14 protein-coding genes are annotated in these 15503 nt (G+C 64.9%); 9 read left to right on the top strand and 5 right to left on the bottom strand.

Annotated features, from left to right (window positions below):
• The first annotated feature begins 36 nt into the window (after positions 1-36).
• Both E4K65_RS13960 and E4K65_RS13955 read left to right on the top strand, forming a co-directional pair.
• Positions 37-486 carry a cytochrome c gene (locus E4K65_RS13960; RefSeq protein WP_135174650.1) on the top strand — a complete coding sequence of 150 codons (450 nt, stop codon included), beginning with the start codon at positions 37-39 and terminating at the stop codon, positions 484-486.
• Positions 487-807: 321 nt separating this feature from the next.
• Positions 808-2091: a cystathionine gamma-synthase family protein gene (locus E4K65_RS13955; RefSeq protein WP_135174649.1), complete on the top strand. Its 1284-nt coding sequence runs from the start codon at positions 808-810 to the stop codon at positions 2089-2091.
• A 94-nt stretch (positions 2092-2185) separates the two neighbouring features.
• Here the strand turns inward: E4K65_RS13955 and E4K65_RS13950 are convergent, their stop codons facing one another.
• Entirely contained in the window at positions 2186-2605 is a 420-nt protein-coding gene (locus E4K65_RS13950) for a CHRD domain-containing protein (RefSeq protein WP_135174648.1), read from the bottom strand.
• Between the two features lie 154 nt (positions 2606-2759).
• On the opposite strand from E4K65_RS13950, the gene E4K65_RS13945 reads away from it, so the two are divergent.
• Positions 2760-3686, top strand: coding sequence for a c-type cytochrome (locus tag E4K65_RS13945; protein WP_135174647.1), 927 nt, complete (start codon positions 2760-2762; stop codon positions 3684-3686).
• Between the two features lie 69 nt (positions 3687-3755).
• Here the strand turns inward: E4K65_RS13945 and E4K65_RS13940 are convergent, their stop codons facing one another.
• Positions 3756-4001: an Lrp/AsnC ligand binding domain-containing protein gene (locus E4K65_RS13940; protein ID WP_027545146.1), complete on the bottom strand. Its 246-nt coding sequence runs from the start codon at positions 3999-4001 to the stop codon at positions 3756-3758.
• 114 nt (positions 4002-4115) lie between these two features.
• The gene (locus tag E4K65_RS13935; RefSeq protein ID WP_135174646.1) at positions 4116-6095 is read right to left on the bottom strand and encodes a PAS domain S-box protein; all 1980 of its coding nucleotides are present in this window, start codon (positions 6093-6095) and stop codon (positions 4116-4118) included.
• A gap of 308 nt (positions 6096-6403) precedes the next feature.
• Between E4K65_RS13935 and thiD the strand changes: the two genes are divergently transcribed.
• From thiD to E4K65_RS13915, 4 genes are all read left to right on the top strand, one after another.
• Entirely contained in the window at positions 6404-7204 is an 801-nt protein-coding gene (gene thiD / locus E4K65_RS13930; protein ID WP_135174645.1) for a bifunctional hydroxymethylpyrimidine kinase/phosphomethylpyrimidine kinase, read from the top strand.
• 214 nt (positions 7205-7418) lie between these two features.
• Positions 7419-8231, top strand: coding sequence for a UDP-2,3-diacylglucosamine diphosphatase (locus E4K65_RS13925; protein ID WP_135174644.1), 813 nt, complete (start codon positions 7419-7421; stop codon positions 8229-8231).
• The gene (locus E4K65_RS13920; RefSeq protein ID WP_135174643.1) at positions 8231-9289 is read left to right on the top strand and encodes a glycosyltransferase family 4 protein; all 1059 of its coding nucleotides are present in this window, start codon (positions 8231-8233) and stop codon (positions 9287-9289) included. Before E4K65_RS13925 ends, E4K65_RS13920 begins: the two co-directional genes overlap by 1 nt.
• A 165-nt stretch (positions 9290-9454) precedes the next feature.
• Complete coding sequence (locus E4K65_RS13915; protein WP_135174642.1) at positions 9455-10438, top strand: threonine/serine dehydratase family protein; 984 nt, start codon at positions 9455-9457, stop codon at positions 10436-10438.
• A gap of 175 nt (positions 10439-10613) precedes the next feature.
• Here E4K65_RS13915 and E4K65_RS13910 read toward each other — a convergent pair whose 3' ends face one another.
• A complete protein-coding gene (locus tag E4K65_RS13910) occupies positions 10614-12452 on the bottom strand; it encodes a caspase family protein (protein WP_167770794.1) in 1839 nt (612 codons plus the stop codon).
• A 192-nt stretch (positions 12453-12644) separates the two neighbouring features.
• Between E4K65_RS13910 and E4K65_RS13905 the strand changes: the two genes are divergently transcribed.
• Both E4K65_RS13905 and E4K65_RS13900 read left to right on the top strand, forming a co-directional pair.
• Positions 12645-13088: an RbsD/FucU family protein gene (locus E4K65_RS13905; RefSeq protein WP_135174640.1), complete on the top strand. Its 444-nt coding sequence runs from the start codon at positions 12645-12647 to the stop codon at positions 13086-13088.
• Between the two features lie 147 nt (positions 13089-13235).
• Positions 13236-13595: a hypothetical protein gene (locus tag E4K65_RS13900; RefSeq protein WP_167770793.1), complete on the top strand. Its 360-nt coding sequence runs from the start codon at positions 13236-13238 to the stop codon at positions 13593-13595.
• A 448-nt stretch (positions 13596-14043) separates the two neighbouring features.
• Here E4K65_RS13900 and E4K65_RS13890 read toward each other — a convergent pair whose 3' ends face one another.
• Complete coding sequence (locus tag E4K65_RS13890) at positions 14044-15435, bottom strand: hypothetical protein (RefSeq protein ID WP_167770792.1); 1392 nt, start codon at positions 15433-15435, stop codon at positions 14044-14046.
• Between the last annotated feature and the right edge of the window lie 68 nt (positions 15436-15503).

The following is a 15503-nucleotide window of genomic DNA, read 5'->3' as shown; positions in this document are numbered from 1 at the left end:
CAATCCCAAGGGATCTGCGAGTCGGAGAAACCAACAATGAAACGGACGATGATTGTCGCGACGACCCTGCTATTGGGCGCGGGCGCCGTGATGGCGCAGCAGGAGGTCGCGGTTCAACAGGACAATCTGATGCGCTCGCAGGCCAAGAGCCTCTATACGGTCATCCTGAAGATGACCAAGGGTGACATCCCCTACGACCAGAAGGCCGTCGACGAGGCGATCGCCAATCTTGAGACCGACGTCGCCAAAATCGCCAAGACCTTCGAAGTCAATCCAAAGCAGGACGTGGTGAACGCGACCTATGGAGCGTCGCCGAAGGTTTGGAAGAACAAGGCCGATTTCAACTCCAAGATCCCGCCGGTGCAGAAGGCGATCGCGGAGGTCAAGGGCAAGATCACCGACGTCGCGAGCCTCAAGGCCGCCTATACCGCGATCAACGATCGTTGCTCCGACTGCCACGAGACGTATCGCCTGAAGTTGAAGTAACGGCCCGATCTTTCACGCTCAACTCCTGCTATTTCGTGTCATCACCCGTGAAAGCGGGCGATCCGGTACGCCGTGGCGGGGCAGGACCGTTTGACGTCTCTGGAATACTGGATTCCCCGCTTTCGCGGGGAATGACAGCCGTGAGAGACGCAGCAAATTCTATTCGCAAGGCCTGACGGATCGTTGTCGGAGCGGTTATCTTCAAACCCAGCCGACGCGACGTTGATGCGTGCCATTGGATGACGACGCATTGCTCCCCCTACGCCTCACCAGGGAGTTCCAACGCGCGACGAGGATCCAACCAGAACAGCGAGACAGGCCATGGTAAAACCGTTCCCGTCGAAGACCCACATCGGCAACCATATGCTGCATCCCGAAACGCTGATGCTGACCTATGGCTATGATCCGCAACTGTCGGAAGGCGCCATCAAGCCGCCGGTGTTCCTGACCTCGACATTCGTGTTCAGGACGGCCGAGGACGGGCAGGACTTCTTCGATTTCGTCGCCGGCCGGCGCGAGCCGCCGGAAGGCATGGGCGCGGGCCTGGTCTATTCGCGCTTCAACCACCCCAACAGCGAAATCGTCGAGGACAGGCTCGCGGTCTATGAGCGCACCGAGAGCTGCGCGCTGTTCTCCTCCGGCATGGCGGCCATCGCAACCACGATCCTCGCCTTCGTCCGCCCCGGCGACGTCATCCTGCATTCGCAGCCGCTCTATGGCGGGACGGAAACCCTGCTCACGAACACGCTTGCGCGTCTGTCGATCGGCGCCGTCGGCTTTGCCGACGGGATCGACGAGACGGCGGTCCAGCAGGCCTCGGAGGAGGCGATGCGCAAGGGCCGGGTTTCGATGATCCTGATCGAGACCCCGGCCAACCCGACCAACGGCCTGGTCGACGTCGCGATGATTCGCCGCATCGCCGACGCGATCGGAAAGGCCCAGGGGCACACGCCGATCATCGCCTGCGACAACACGCTGCTCGGGCCGGTGTTTCAGCGGCCGATCGAGCACGGCGCCGACCTCTCGCTGTACTCGCTGACGAAGTATGTCGGCGGTCATTCCGACCTGATTGCGGGCGCCGCGCTCGGCTCGAAGGCGATCATGAAGGGCATCAAGGCGCTGCGCGGCGCCATCGGTACCCAGCTCGATCCGCATTCCTGCTGGATGATCAACCGCTCGCTCGAGACGCTGAGCCTGCGAATGGAAAAAGCCGATGCGAATGCGCGGCTCGTGGCGGACTACCTGCGCGATCACGACAAGGTGGCGAAGGTCCACTATCTCGGTCACCATGAAGGGGCCTCGCCGGCCGGACGCGTGTTCGCAAGGCAGTGTCTGGGGGCGGGCTCCACGTTCTCGTTCGACATCGTCGGCGGCAAGGAAGCCGCGGTCAAATTCCTCAACGCGCTGCAAATCCTCAAGCTCGCGGTGAGCCTCGGCGGCACCGAGTCGCTTGCCAGCCTGCCTGCGACGATGACCCATTCCGGCGTTCCTGCCGACATCCGCCAGAAAATCGGCGTTCTCGATTCCACGATCCGGCTGTCGATCGGCATCGAGAATCCGTCGGATTTGATCGCGGATCTCGCGCAGGCGCTGAGTGCGGCTTAGGCTCCCGGCTGTTGATTTCAAATGCTTCTCTCGAATCGAAAAGGCCGGGCGCCCCCCAGCACCCGGCCTTCGCCGACGAAGCCGCCGTTGAAGCTTACTTCGTCACCTGACCGCGGATCTCGCCGCCCGGATTGGCCGCGGTATGAATGTTGACGTAGAGCTTGCCGGCCAGCAGGTCGGCGGCCTGCGCATCGGTCAGGGTTGCGGAGCCCTCGACCGGGCTCGACGCCGCATTCGGGATCGCGACCGCGACGCCGGCGTTCTTGCCGGCCTCGGCGGGCCCGTGGAAATGAGCGGCGGTGGCGGGGCCGGAGAGGCCCGAATAGGTCACCTTCCAGGAGAGCTTCTTGCTCGCGGCGTCATAGTCCAGGTCGGCCGTTCCAGTGGCGCTGCTGGTGGTGGCGGGCACTTCGGACTTGCCATCCAGCGTCGCCTTCAGTTTCTCCGCGCTGGCCGGGGCGGCGAACGCGACGGCAGCTCCGAGTGCCAGCGTGGCAAAAAGTGCTTTGTTCATGGGTCTCTCCCTGTTGACGCCTGATTGCTATTAACCTGCAAACAGTGCGCGTCCGAGTTTATTCCCGGAACGAGATCAAACCATCTAAATTATTCGTGGCTGGAGCGGCCGCCGCCGAATCCGTAAGTTCGCCCGGTCACCATGGAATACCTCGATGCTGCGACGAACAATTCTTGTCATGCTGATGGCCGCCGTTGCAGGCTTCGGCGTCTATTGGTGGCTGACCGCGCCGGCTGCATCGGCCGTTCCGTTGCCATCCCGCGCGCCGGATCTTGCCAACGGGCAGGAGATCTTCAACGTCGGCGGCTGCTCATCCTGCCATGCCGTGCCCAACCAGCCAGACCGATTGCGGCTGGGCGGGGGCCTGGCGCTCGGCTCGCCATTCGGCACGTTCTATGCGCCCAACATTTCCCCCGATCCCGCTGATGGCATCGGGCGCTGGAGCGAGGCCGATTTCGTCAGCGCCGTGATGCGCGGCGTGTCGCCCGAGGGCAAGCACTACTTCCCGGCATTTCCCTACACGTCCTACCGTCTGGCGAAGGTCGAGGACGTTCGCGATCTCTTCGCCTACCTGAAGACGCTGCCGCCGGTGTCCGGCAAGGTGCGCGACCACGACCTGCCGTTCCCCTTCAACATCCGCCGCAATGTCGGCATCTGGAAATCGCTGTTCATGGACGGCAAGCCGTTCGTCGCCGACGGCGCGAAGTCACCGCAATGGAATCGCGGCGCCTATCTCGTCAACGGCTTCGGCCATTGCGCGGAGTGTCATAGCCCGCGCAATCTGCTCGGCGGCATCATCACCGCACAGCGCTTTGCCGGCGGGCCCAATCCGGAAGGCGAGGGGTGGGTTCCGAACATCACGCAAAAGGGCATCGGCGAATGGAGCGCGAAGGATATCGCCAACCTCCTGAAGACGGGCGAATTGCCCGAGGGCGACAGCGTCGGCGGCGCGATGACGCGTGTGATCAAGAACACCTCGCAATTGTCGGACGAGGACATCGCGGCGATGGCGGATTACGTCAAGTCGTTGCCGCCGGTGGACGGTCCGCCGCGCCCGAAGCGCAAGGAGGGCGGCGCATAAGGCCGGGCCTTTGCCGATTGGCACGCAGGGATCGCGCCAACATCCTTCGCTCGCATCAATTCCGGGCAGCTAGCCCGTGCCGAACGCCTTGAAGGTGATGATGGTGAGCGTGTCCTGGATGCCGGGCAGCACCTGCACCTTTTCGTTGACGAAGTGGCCGATGTCGGTGTCCTTGTCGAGGTAGAACTTCACCAGCAGATCGTATTGGCCGGCGGTGGAGTAGATCTCGGAGGCGATCTCGGCTTCGGCAAGCGCATTGGCGACCGTGTAGGACTGGCCGAGCTTGCATTTGATCTGGACGAAAAAAGGAACCATTGCAGTCACTCCGAAGGCATATCTGGCGGCTAATAGGCCAAAACCGGCCGGGCTTGGCAAGCGAACTTGCTGGGCGCCCGGGAGAGATCGCCTCGCGCGGGTGCCGGTCCTGCCCTATGAGATCAGGGCCGCCGCGGCGAATGCATCCCGGAGCCGCTGCGCAAGCTCGATCTTGCGATAGGGCTTGGTCAGAAGGATCGATTGCGTGCGCGCTCGGCCCTGCTCGACCAGGGTCTCCAGCGCGTAGCCCGAGGTGAACAGGACCGGGAGAGCGGGGCGAATGAGCCGGGCCTGATCGGCGAGCTCCCAGCCGCTCATGCCTCCGGGCATCACGATATCGGTGAACAGCATGTCGATGCTGGGATCGGTGCGCAGTCGCTGCAGGGCCTCCTTGCCGTTGACGGCGGCAATCACGCGATATCCAAGCGATTCCACCCTGCGGATGGCCGAGGAGCGCACGAACGGATCGTCCTCCGCGATCAGGATCGTCTCGTAGCCTCGCGGCGCCGCCTCCTCGCTCTCCTGCACGTCGGCCACCGATTGTCCGGCGCCGGCGCGCGGCAGGTAGAGCCGGACCGTCGTTCCCAGGCCCTGTTCGCTATAGATCGCGACATGGCCGTCGGATTGCTTGGCGAAGCCATAGACCATGCTGAGGCCGAGGCCCGAGCCCTTGCCGACTTCCTTGGTGGTGAAGAACGGCTCGAAAGCATGCTCGATGACGTCAGGCGTCATGCCTTCGCCGTCATCGGTGACGGAGATCAGGGCGTAGCTGCCGGAGGCCACTTCCGGGTGAAGCGCGCGATAGTCGTCGTCGATCGCGGCCAGCTCGGTGCTCAGGGTGAGATGCCCGCCCGCCGGCATGGCGTCCTGCGCGTTGAGCGCGAGATTGAGGACTGCGGATTCGAGCTGGGCGCGGTCGGCGAAGGCCATGATGGAGCCGGGACCGAACGCCGTCCTGATCTCGATGTTTTCGCGCAAGGTCCGCTTGAGCAGCTTGTGCATGGACTCGAGGAGGTCGCGGCACTCGATCGCGCGCGGTTGCAGCAATTGGCGGCGGCTGAACGCGAGCAGCCGCTGCGTCAGCTCCGCGCCCCGCTCGCCCGACAGGCAGATATCGTCGGCAAAACGCCTGAGGTCGGGACGGGCCTTGAGCTGGTCGCTGAGAAATTCCGCGTTGCCGATGATGACGGTGAGCAGATTGTTGAAGTCGTGGGCGATGCCGCCGGAGAGCTGGCCGACCGTTTCCATCTTCTGAGCCTGCTGAAGCTGCTGCTCGGTCAGCTTGCGCGTGGTCAGGTCGTGGACGATTCCGACGTAGATCAGCTCGCCGTCCTGCCACGCCTGGCCCACCGACAGATTCATCGGAAAGGTCGATCCGTCCTTGCGCAGGCCGCCGGCTTCCCCGGTTGCGAAGCGCCGCGCATGCCCCGTGGATGAGGGCCTCGCCTCGCTGGACATCAGCATGCCGATGTCGCGGTTCATGACCTCGTCGGCGCGATAGCCGAACAACCGTTCGCAGGCGGGATTGAACAGCAGAATGTGGGCTTGCGCGTCGAACAGGATGACGCCGTCGACCGCGGTCTCGACCACGGCGGTGAGGCGCGTCATGCTCTCGCGCAGCGCGCGCTGGGCTTCACGGACCTGTCCGAGCAGCTGGGCTGCATCCCGGCTCTTGGTCTCCTCCTCCTCGAGCGCGGCCTGGACCTGCCGGAACTCGAACGCCGAGGGGATCGTCAGGATCTTCGGCAGCAGCGGCCAGAGCGCACCGGCCGTGACGACCGACGCAATGGCCGTCGCCGCCTTGACCATGCCCTCGATGCCGTAGACCGGGACCCAGAGCGTGTAGATCGACAGCAGATGCGTCAGGCCGCACGCCATGATGAAGACCGCGAACGCCCAGTAGACCCACCCGAATTTGAGGTCGCGCCGCTTGGTGACGAGGATCGCGAGCGCAAACGGGATCGAGAAATAGGCTGCGGCGATGCAGGCGTCCGAGACGACGTGCAGCCAGATCAGTTCGGGCTCCCAGAGCAGGCAGATCCCGTGTGGCGAGAACATCGAGGAGTCGAGGAGACGTTCGAAGAAGGCCCACATGGTTCCACCCCGAGAGGCTTGCAGGTCGGGTCGGCCCGCAGCATTGGTGCCGTTGGACGGCTCTGCCGCCCAAGGTCTCACTCATCGATGGTGGAGGCCAAGGGCCGAGGCCGTGTCGGGCCGTATATTGCAGCATGTGCCTGATTCGGGGCGACAATGCTGGCAGGATCGGCTCCGCCTGACTCGCCTGGGCCCGGATCGGCCGTGCCGCAAATCACCGCTGCCGCGGCCGGCCCCGCTTGCTGGCGTTCCATGGTCGCGCTAGGACAGGCCATGGCGGTATTCCTCTCAAACGACTGTATCCGGCGATGACGACGCCCGTGGCGCTCACCATTGCCGGCTCCGACTCGAGCGGCGGCGCCGGCATCCAGGCGGATCTGAAGACCTTCGCGGCGCTCGGCGTCTACTGCGCCTCCGCGATCACGGCGCTGACGGCGCAGAACACGCGCGGTGTCACCGGCATTCACGCGGTGCCGGCTGATTTCGTCACTGCGCAGATCGATGCGGTGTTCTCCGATCTCGACGTCGGCGCGGTGAAGATCGGCATGGTGGCCCAAGCCGCCAGCATCGATGCGATCGCGGCCGCGCTGGCGCGCTGGAAGCCGCGCCATGTGGTGCTCGATCCCGTGATGGTCGCAACGTCAGGCGATCGCTTGCTGGCGTCCGAAGCCGTGGAAGCCCTGCGCACACGACTAATGCCGCTGGCCTCGGTGATCACGCCGAACCTGCCGGAGGCGGCGGCTCTGCTCGGCGAGCAGGTCGCGGCCAGCGAGGCCGGGATCGAAAGCCAGGGGCGCCGCCTGCTGGCGCTCGGCTGCCGTGCCGTCCTGATCAAGGGCGGGCACGGCGAGGGTGCCGAGAGCATCGACTATCTCGTCACGTCCGAAAGCGCGATCGCGCTCGCCGCGCCCCGCGTTGCCACCCGAAACACCCATGGCACCGGCTGTTCGCTGTCCTCGGCCGTGGCGGCGGGTCTTGCCAGGGGCGAGACTCTCGAACAGGCGGTGCGCAACGCCAAGGCCTGGATCAGCGCCGCGATTGCGGCTGCCGACCGCTTCAGCGTCGGCCACGGCCACGGGCCGATCCATCATTTCCACAAGTTCTACTGACGCCGGCCTCGAGCTGCGCGCCGGCCCCTGCCGTTAACCAATAAGGCGACGGGGCCGGGCTTTTGCGGACAGCCATGGCCGCTTCATGTCGCCTGATTGTCGCATGCGACTGATATTCGCGGGGAGGGCGAGGCGAGGTTTGATTCGTATCTGAGGTGCCTCAAAGGTTCAATCGGTCATCCCCCTGTCACGGGATATTGTTACAGGCTGTCGCATGGGAAGCTACGATATGAGTGACGAGAGCCCTGAAAGGCGCTTTCGCACCTTGTTTATCTCCGACGTTCATCTCGGAGCCCGCGGTTCACAAGCCGACCTTCTGCTCGACTTCCTGCGCTACCATGACGCCGAGACGATCTACCTCGTCGGCGACATCGTCGACGGCTGGGCGCTGAAATCGAGCTGGCACTGGCCGCAATCGCATAACGACCTCGTCCAGAAGCTTTTGCGCAAGGCGCGCAAGGGCGCCAAGGTGATCTACATCCCCGGCAATCACGACGAGTTCCTGCGCAATTATTACGGCACGCATTTCGGCGGCATCGACGTGGTCGAGAACACCGTCCACACCGGCGTGGACGGCAAGCGCTATCTCGTCATCCACGGCGACATCTTCGACCTCGTGGTGCAGAACGCGCGCTGGCTCGCCCATCTCGGCGACAAGGCCTACGACTTCGCGATCCAGATGAATCGCTTCGTCAACTTCTTCCGGCGCATGTTCAAGGTGCCTTATTGGTCGCTGTCGCAATGGGCCAAGCAGAAGGTCAAGAACGCCGTGAACTATATCGGCGCGTTCGAGCAGGCGCTCGCCGCCGAAGCGCGCCGTCACGACGCCGACGGCGTGATCTGCGGCCACATCCACTATGCCGTGATCCGCGACGAGGCCGGCATCCGCTACATGAATTGCGGCGACTGGGTGGAGAGCTGCACTGCGCTGGTCGAGCACGACGACGGCCATTTCGAGATCATCACCTGGGCGGATCAGGCGCAGAAGCCGGCAACCGTCCCGCAGGTCGCAGCAAGGGCCGCTTGATGCGCATCCTGGTCGCGACCGACGCCTGGCACCCGCAAGTCAACGGTGTGGTTCGGACGCTGACCAAGCTTGCTGACGCCGCCAAAGGGCTTAACGTTGAAGGTCTCGGCGTCGAGTTCACGTTCCTGACGCCGCAATCGTTCCGCACCTTCGCGATGCCGAGCTATCGCGACGTGCGGCTAGCGATGCCCCGCCCGGCGCGAATCGCGAAGCTGATCGCGGAAGCTCGGCCCGACAGCATCCATATCGCGACCGAAGGGCCGATCGGCCTGATGGTCCGCCGCTATTGCCGACAGCGCAAGCTGCCGTTCACGACCAGCTTCCACACCCGCTTCCCCGAATATGTCCGCGCCAGGGTGCCGGTTCCGGAATCCCTGATCTGGCGGGCGCTGCGCCGCTTCCATGCGCCGAGCCGTGCCGTGATGGCGGCGACCCCGGCGCTCGCCCGCGAGCTGACCGAGCGCGGCTTTGACAATGTCGTGCTGTGGCCGCGCGGCGTCGACACGCACTTATTCCATCCCCGCGCGATCGATCTCTGCCTGCCGGCCCCGGTGTTCCTCTCGGTCGGCCGCGTCGCGGTGGAAAAGAATCTCGAGGCGTTCCTCGACCTCAAGCTGCCGGGCACCAAGGTGGTCGTCGGCGATGGCCCGGCGCGGGCTTCGCTCGAAGAGGCCTATCCCGACGCGATCTTCCTCGGCGAGAAGCACGGCGAGGCGCTGGCGGACATCTATGCGGCCGCCGACGTGTTCGTGTTTCCCAGCAAGACCGATACCTTCGGCCTGGTGCTGCTGGAAGCGCTCGCAAGCGGCCTGCCGGTCGCGGCCTTCCCGGTGAAGGGCCCCCGCGACGTGATCGGCGATGCGCCGGTCGGCGCCCTCGATCACGATCTGCACAATGCCTGCTTCGCCGCGCTCGACATTTCCCGGCAGGCCTGCGTCGAATTCGCCGCCAACTACACCTGGGAAGCCTCGGCGAGGGCCTTTATCGACAGCATCAGGGCGGTCGGCGCGGTGCTGCCCGGCGGGAACGGCGGGGAACAGCCGCGCTTCGTCGCCTGAAGGGGCTAGAGCCATTTCCGTTCCGATGGATCGGACCGGGCTCTAGATTCTTGTTTTGACGCGTTTTCCTCACGCGAACCGGTATCCACTTCGCTCTAAAACGCTTTCGAAACCCTCGCGCGGAGGTGTCTTGCCCGGGCCTCATCCGCCGCGATAAGGTCAGCCATGACCGAACAGCCCCTTCCGATCGGCCCCGCCGATATCGATGCCGCAGCGCGGGTGATCGCGCCCTTCGCCATCCGTACCCCGCTGTTGTCCTTTCCCGTGCTCAATGAGCGCGTCGGCGCCAAAGTGTTCCTGAAGCCGGAGATGCTCCAGCGCACCGGCTCCTTCAAGTTCCGTGGCGCCTTCAACAAGGTCGCCTCGATCCCGCAGGACCAGCGCGCCGGCGGCGTCGTGGCATTCTCCTCCGGCAACCACGCCCAGGGCGTGGCGGCGGCGGCCAAGATCCTCGACATGCAGGCGACCATCGTGATGCCTGCGGACGCGCCGCTGTCGAAGCGCGAGCGCACCAAATCCTATGGCGCCGAGGTCGTGCTGTACGACCGCGACCGCGACGACCGCGAGGCGATCTCGCGCGGCATCGCCGAGAAGCGCGGCGCGACGCTGGTCAGGCCGTATGACGATCCCTTCGTGATCGCGGGGCAGGGCACCGCCGGCCGCGAGATCGCGGAAGACATGGCAACGCTGGGCCTCAGCCCCGACATCGTGGTGGCACCGGCCTCCGGCGGCGGCCTGATCGCCGGCGTCGCGACCGCGATCAAGGCGCGATACCCGCTGGCGCAGATCGTGGTGGCCGAGCCCGAAGCATTCGACGATCACAACCTTTCGCTGACCGCGGGCCATCGCGAGCCGCACGCGCCCGCGGGCCGCACCATCTGCGATGCGCTGATGGCGCTGATCCCCGGCGAGATGACCTTTGCGATCAACAGCAAGCTGCTCGCGCGCGGCGTCACGGCATCCGACAAGGAAGTCGGCGCGGCGGTGGCGTTCGCCTATCGCGAGCTGAAGCTGGTGGTCGAGCCCGGCGGTGCCGTCGGCCTTGCCGCGCTGCTCGCGGGACGTCTCGACGTCGCCGGCAAGAACGTCGTCATCGTGCTCTCCGGCGGCAATGTCGACGCGGATCTGTTTGCCGAGCTGGTGGCTTAGTCGTCATTCCGGGGCACGCGAAGCGTGAACCCGGAATCTATAACCACGATAATAAGTATGGATTCCGGGCCTGCGCCTTGCGGCGCATCCCGGAATGACGACGTTTGAGAGCTGACGCGAAGAAGGGGCGGAGCATCACTGCTCCGCCCCTTTGTCGTCTGCGCTTCTCGCGCACTCAGTGCATGAAGCCGCGCTGATTGTTGCCGCTGCCCATGGCGGGCGCCTGGTTCATCGACTGCCGGAAGTTGTTGCCGCCGTTGTTGACCATCCGGTTGGTCGCATTGAACTGCGGGCGGTTGTTCTGCTGGTTGTTCTGGACTTGCACCTTGTTCACCGGGTTATTGTTGAGCTTCACGATGCCGGTGTTGCCGTTGTTGACGCGGATCGGGTTGGTCTGCGTCTGAATGACCGGCTTGGTCTCGACAGTCGTGCCGCCCTTGCCGACATTCACCGGCATGCTCACGATCTTGCCAGGCGTGCCATTGGTCTTGCCATTGGCAGTGCCGGCATTGTTGCTGCCGCCATTCTGCGTGGTGTTGTTGGTCGCGGGCAGCGTCACGATCTTGCCGATGCCGCCATTGTTGGTCGTGGTGTTGGTCGGTGCGGGCAGGGTGACGATCTTGCCCGGGGTCGGCGACGGCGTGCCGTTCTGGTTCGGCTGGTTGTTGCCCGCCGGCAGGTTGACGATCTGGCCGCCATTGCCGAGCTTGCCGATGACGTTGCCGTCGACAGGCTTCTGCACGACCGGCAGATTTCCATTCATCTGACCACCACCATTGCCCTGCTGCAACGGCATGTATTTGGGCTGGCCCAGATTGCTGATCTTGAAGGTCGGGGCAATGTTCTGCGGGGCCAGGAACTTCGTCGCCTGCATCAGCGGGATCAGCTTCGGCTGCGCTGCGAGCTTCAGCGCGGACACGGCGTAGGGGCTGTTGCCATAGCTGTCGTAGAAGGTCTGGTAGCCGAGCGGCGAGTTCGCGAGCACCGCCTTGTGCCAGGCCTGCGAGATCAGCAGGTTGTTGAGCAGCCAGCGGATGTGGTCGCACAGCGGATCGTGCGGATACATCTGGATGAACTCCTGATAGTACTCCGGCCGTCCCTCTGACACGACGTAGTCATAGGCCTGGCGCGTCGAGCGGCTCGGCAGGTTGGAGGCCATCTGCACGACGGGCGCATTCACCGGCGCGCGGTTGGCGGCGACGGCGGTGTCGCCGAAGAAGGTGAAGTCTGATGTCAGCGACGAGCTCTCCCACGGGATCTGCGCGCCGCTGGTGGTCTGGTTCACTTGCAGACGCACGCGCTTGAACAGCTGCTCGATGGGCACGTTGGGCTCGCGCGCGACGTTGAGGAAGGCCTGGGTGTAGGGGCTGTGGCCGCCGGTGCCGTCGAGCGCCTCGGCGCCCGGCGCGGTCGAATAACCGACGATCGAGCCGTTCGGCGCATCGACGATGGCAAGGCCGCGGCCGGCGTCGTTGATGCTCGGGAACGGGTTGTTGCGGCAGGCATCGAGGATGACGATGCGCATGCGGCTCGGGATCGTCTCCAGCGTCGACATCACGTCGACCAGACGCACCGAATTGTTGACGAGCTCGGTCGGGCTCGAGACCTTGGCGTCGACGGGAACGAGATAATTCTCACCGGCGAGCTGCACGCCGTGACCGGCGTAATAGACCATCGCCACGGTGTTGGGGCCACGCGAGGACACCTTGGCGGAAAAGTCCTGCACCACGCGGAGCATGTCGTTCTGGGTCAGGTCGGTCGCGGCGACCACCTCGAAGCCGGCCGAATTCAGGAACTTCGCCATCGACTCCGCGTCGTTGTCGGGGTTCACGAGCTGTGGCGCGTTCTTGTAGTTCGAATTGCCGATCACCAGCGCCACCCGCTGCTCCGGGCCTTGCAGCACGGCAGGAGCCGGCTCGACCGGGGCCACTTGCGCGGAAACAGGCCCGCAGGCGAAGCCGAACAGGCTTCCGATGAGGCCCGCAGTCATCAGGAAAGGCTTTAGGCGGAACATGGCGTGCTCCTCTGGCACTGATCTCGATGCGAGATTGGTTGCGATGAAGCTTGGCCGCGTTCGAGCCAGGGGTCCGTGATCCCTATCACCATGGGGGGCTGCGTGATCTGAATCACGCTTGGAACCTGCTATGGTGAATCGTCGGTTTCGCCGGCGACAGAAGAGACAAGCCTTCAGGGGAAATGCCGTCACATGCTGAAATCGATCGATCCGATCCTGACGCCCGATCTGCTCTGGCTCCTGGCCTCGATGGGCCATGGCGACGACCTCGTTTTCGTCGACGCCAATCATCCGGCAACGCGTATCGCCAAAACGACATCCTCGCAGCGCCTGATCCGGTTGCCCGGCATGCGCATGGAGACGGCCGCCCGCGCCATCATGTCGGTCTACCCGCTCGACGATTTCGATCCCGATCCGGTGCGCGTGATGATGCCCGTGGACGATCCCGATCGCGTGCCCGACGTGCAGCGTGCGGTGCTTGCGGAGATCGAGCGCGCCGCCGACCGCACTGTCGCTCCCGGCAAACTCACGCGTCCGGATTTCTATCGCGCGGCGGCGGCGAGCTTCGGCGTCGTGCAGGTCGGCGATAGCAGGGGCTATGGATGCTTCCTGATCCGCAAGGGCGTGATCAGCTAGAGGCCGCCTTGCGTTCGATCAATGGATCGCCGCTCTTGGCGTAAGGCGTGACGCGATTCCCGTTTGCGCTATCCTGCGCGTGGCTGCAGACAGTTCCGCACTCGGATTTGAATGGTCATCTCGCAACCGCCTGTCTATGGTCGATTCATGTCGCGCCTTCTGTGTCTATCTATTGCTGTCATCCTGTCGCTGCTGCCCGCTGTCGCGCCCGCTGCGTCAATTCAAAAACGCCCCAAGCCGGTCTGGCATGGCTACGGCTTCCTGCCGGGCTACCGTCAACCGCTGAGCAACAGCATTCCGCTCTACAAACAGAAGGACGCAATGCGGCGCCTTGCGCGCAACGACCGGCGCCATTGGTACATCGATCCGGTTCCCCAGTATTATCGCTGGGATGGCGAGTGGCACTATTTCGGCCAGCCCGGCTTTGGCGGCAGTCGCTACAATGGCGGCAGCTTCGGTCCGTGCTGGACGCGCACGCCGATCGGCGCGGTGTGGAATTGCGGGTGATCGGGATTAAGCAGCGCTCGCATCAATCACCGTCACCCTGAGGTGCTCGCCTCTTCGGCGAGCCTCGAAGGGCGACGGCCCGGCTGCATCTCGGCCGTGCATCCTTCGAGGCTCCCCATGGGACGCGTTGCGTCCCATGCCTCGCACCTCCAGCGACAACGGCTTCGCCGTTGCGCGGGGATGACGGAGCCCAGATCTCCGTTGTTGCAAACGTAGCGAAGCAATCCTGACTGTCGCCGCGGAAAGACTCTGGATTGCTTCGCTGCGCTCGCAATGACGATGTGGAGAGAGTGTTGGTCTCACTCCGCGCTCGTGCCCCGGACGCAGCGCAGCGTCTCTTCGACGGTGCGCTGCCGAGCCGGGGCCCATGTTGCAAAGGAGGCTGTGGCTCCTGGGTCCCGGATCTGCGCTTCGCTAGTCCGGGACACGCGCGAGTACGGTCGCCCCCTTACGAGAAGAACGCGATCTTCTCGGCCTGGGTCATGCGGCGGATCGGCGCGAGCGGGTCGTTGGCGGGCGCGCGGGGTTTTTGCAGGATGCCGCTGGCGAGGATGGTGGCGCCGAGCGAGGACTCGGGCAAGGACGCCGACAAGGGTGAGGGCATCGGCAGCGGTGCGGTCGGCGCTGCCGCGAAGGATGCCGTGGCCGCCATAGCCGGGGCCGGCTGCTCCATCACTTCGGCGGCGGCTTCCGCGATGGCATTGGTGAGGCGCGCCAGCGATTCCATCGCGATCGGCGCTTCCTCTGCGTGCTCCTTCACAATGGGCGCGGCGGCGGGTTCCGGCGCGGCCGGCTCCGGAAGCTCGGCGGCGACGGGCGCTGCGACCTCCGCAGCCCCCGGCTCGGGAATGGCTGCTGCCATCTCGACCGGCTCGATGATCTCGTCGAAATCAGGATCGGGCGCAGCCATCTCCAGCGCGATGGCCTCGAGCACGGCCTCGTCCTCGGCTTCCGCGGCGGCATCGAGCGAGAACTCGTCGGTGACTTCCGCGAACGCGGCCGGCTCTTCGAAAGCTGCATCTTCAGGCGCGGCATCTTCAAGAGCGATCGGGCTTTCGGCTGCGATCTCCGGCGCGATGGCAGCGTCCATTGCCTGCTCGGCCATTGCGAACGCTTCGGCGGTGCCGGCCGTCTGCGCGGTGGCTTCGGGCCCGGCAGACGCTGCGATGTCCCGCGGCGTCTCCGTAAAAGCCACGGGGGCTTCGCTCGCCATCGCGGCGGGCGCGGCCTCTGCGACCGGCGGTGCTTCCCGCACCGGAGCTGGCGAAGGAGGCACTGCCGACGCCTGCGGCGTTGCGTCGCCGTCGGCATCGAGCTCCTCGACCCGATCCTTCAGCAGATCGAATGCGGCCTTGAGCTCGGTGCGGGGGTCGATGGTCGAAATCTGTCCGCAGGCGGCCTCGATCGAGGCGAGCTGCGAATCAATGAGGTCGCAGATCCGCCCGTCGGCGCCGATCTCGCGCCAGCGCCAGGAGATCTCCTTGATGATGCGCACGCCGCGCGGGATCGGGGCAAGGCTCGCCTCGATCGCCGCGGGGTCGAACGCCGCGATCGCGATCGTCTCGGCCTCGCGGACGGCGCGGCGGATCTCGACCAGCGCCTCGGGCAGGCGGTCCTCGACGACCGGTTGCCGCTGTGCCGCAAGGGTTTCTTCGATCTTGGCGACCGCGTCGAGCACCATGCTCGTGTCGGCATTGCGGTTGCGCTTGGCATATTCGCCGAGGAACCAGCGGCCGCGCGCGGTCTCCATGAAGGCTTCGCGGATCGCGTCGTAATCCTGCTCGTTCGGCTCGGCCGCGCGGGCAGACATGGGCGAAAGGGCGAATGCTTCGTTGGCCATGACAATCTCGTCGCGCAAATCAGTGCGCGTTACTGTAACGATCACCACGATATCGACCGAATCGCAAT

This window comes from Bradyrhizobium niftali (assembly GCF_004571025.1).
Lineage (GTDB): Bacteria > Pseudomonadota > Alphaproteobacteria > Rhizobiales > Xanthobacteraceae > Bradyrhizobium > Bradyrhizobium niftali.
This window is presented reverse-complemented; position numbering and strand designations above follow the sequence as displayed.

Excerpts from the sequence above, each read along its gene's own strand:
- E4K65_RS13960 (WP_135174650.1), top strand. The coding sequence starts at position 37 with ATGAAACGGACGATGATTGTCGCGACGACCCTGCTATTGGGCGCGGGC.
- E4K65_RS13955 (WP_135174649.1), top strand. The coding sequence starts at position 808 with ATGGTAAAACCGTTCCCGTCGAAGACCCACATCGGCAACCATATGCTG.
- E4K65_RS13950 (WP_135174648.1), bottom strand. The coding sequence starts at position 2,605 with ATGAACAAAGCACTTTTTGCCACGCTGGCACTCGGAGCTGCCGTCGCG.
- E4K65_RS13945 (WP_135174647.1), top strand. The coding sequence starts at position 2,760 with ATGCTGCGACGAACAATTCTTGTCATGCTGATGGCCGCCGTTGCAGGC.
- E4K65_RS13940 (WP_027545146.1), bottom strand. The coding sequence starts at position 4,001 with ATGGTTCCTTTTTTCGTCCAGATCAAATGCAAGCTCGGCCAGTCCTAC.
- E4K65_RS13935 (WP_135174646.1), bottom strand. The coding sequence starts at position 6,095 with ATGTGGGCCTTCTTCGAACGTCTCCTCGACTCCTCGATGTTCTCGCCA.
- thiD (WP_135174645.1), top strand. The coding sequence starts at position 6,404 with ATGACGACGCCCGTGGCGCTCACCATTGCCGGCTCCGACTCGAGCGGC.
- E4K65_RS13925 (WP_135174644.1), top strand. The coding sequence starts at position 7,419 with ATGGGAAGCTACGATATGAGTGACGAGAGCCCTGAAAGGCGCTTTCGC.
- E4K65_RS13920 (WP_135174643.1), top strand. The coding sequence starts at position 8,231 with ATGCGCATCCTGGTCGCGACCGACGCCTGGCACCCGCAAGTCAACGGT.
- E4K65_RS13915 (WP_135174642.1), top strand. The coding sequence starts at position 9,455 with ATGACCGAACAGCCCCTTCCGATCGGCCCCGCCGATATCGATGCCGCA.
- E4K65_RS13910 (WP_167770794.1), bottom strand. The coding sequence starts at position 12,452 with ATGTTCCGCCTAAAGCCTTTCCTGATGACTGCGGGCCTCATCGGAAGC.
- E4K65_RS13905 (WP_135174640.1), top strand. The coding sequence starts at position 12,645 with ATGCTGAAATCGATCGATCCGATCCTGACGCCCGATCTGCTCTGGCTC.
- E4K65_RS13900 (WP_167770793.1), top strand. The coding sequence starts at position 13,236 with ATGTCGCGCCTTCTGTGTCTATCTATTGCTGTCATCCTGTCGCTGCTG.
- E4K65_RS13890 (WP_167770792.1), bottom strand. The coding sequence starts at position 15,435 with ATGGCCAACGAAGCATTCGCCCTTTCGCCCATGTCTGCCCGCGCGGCC.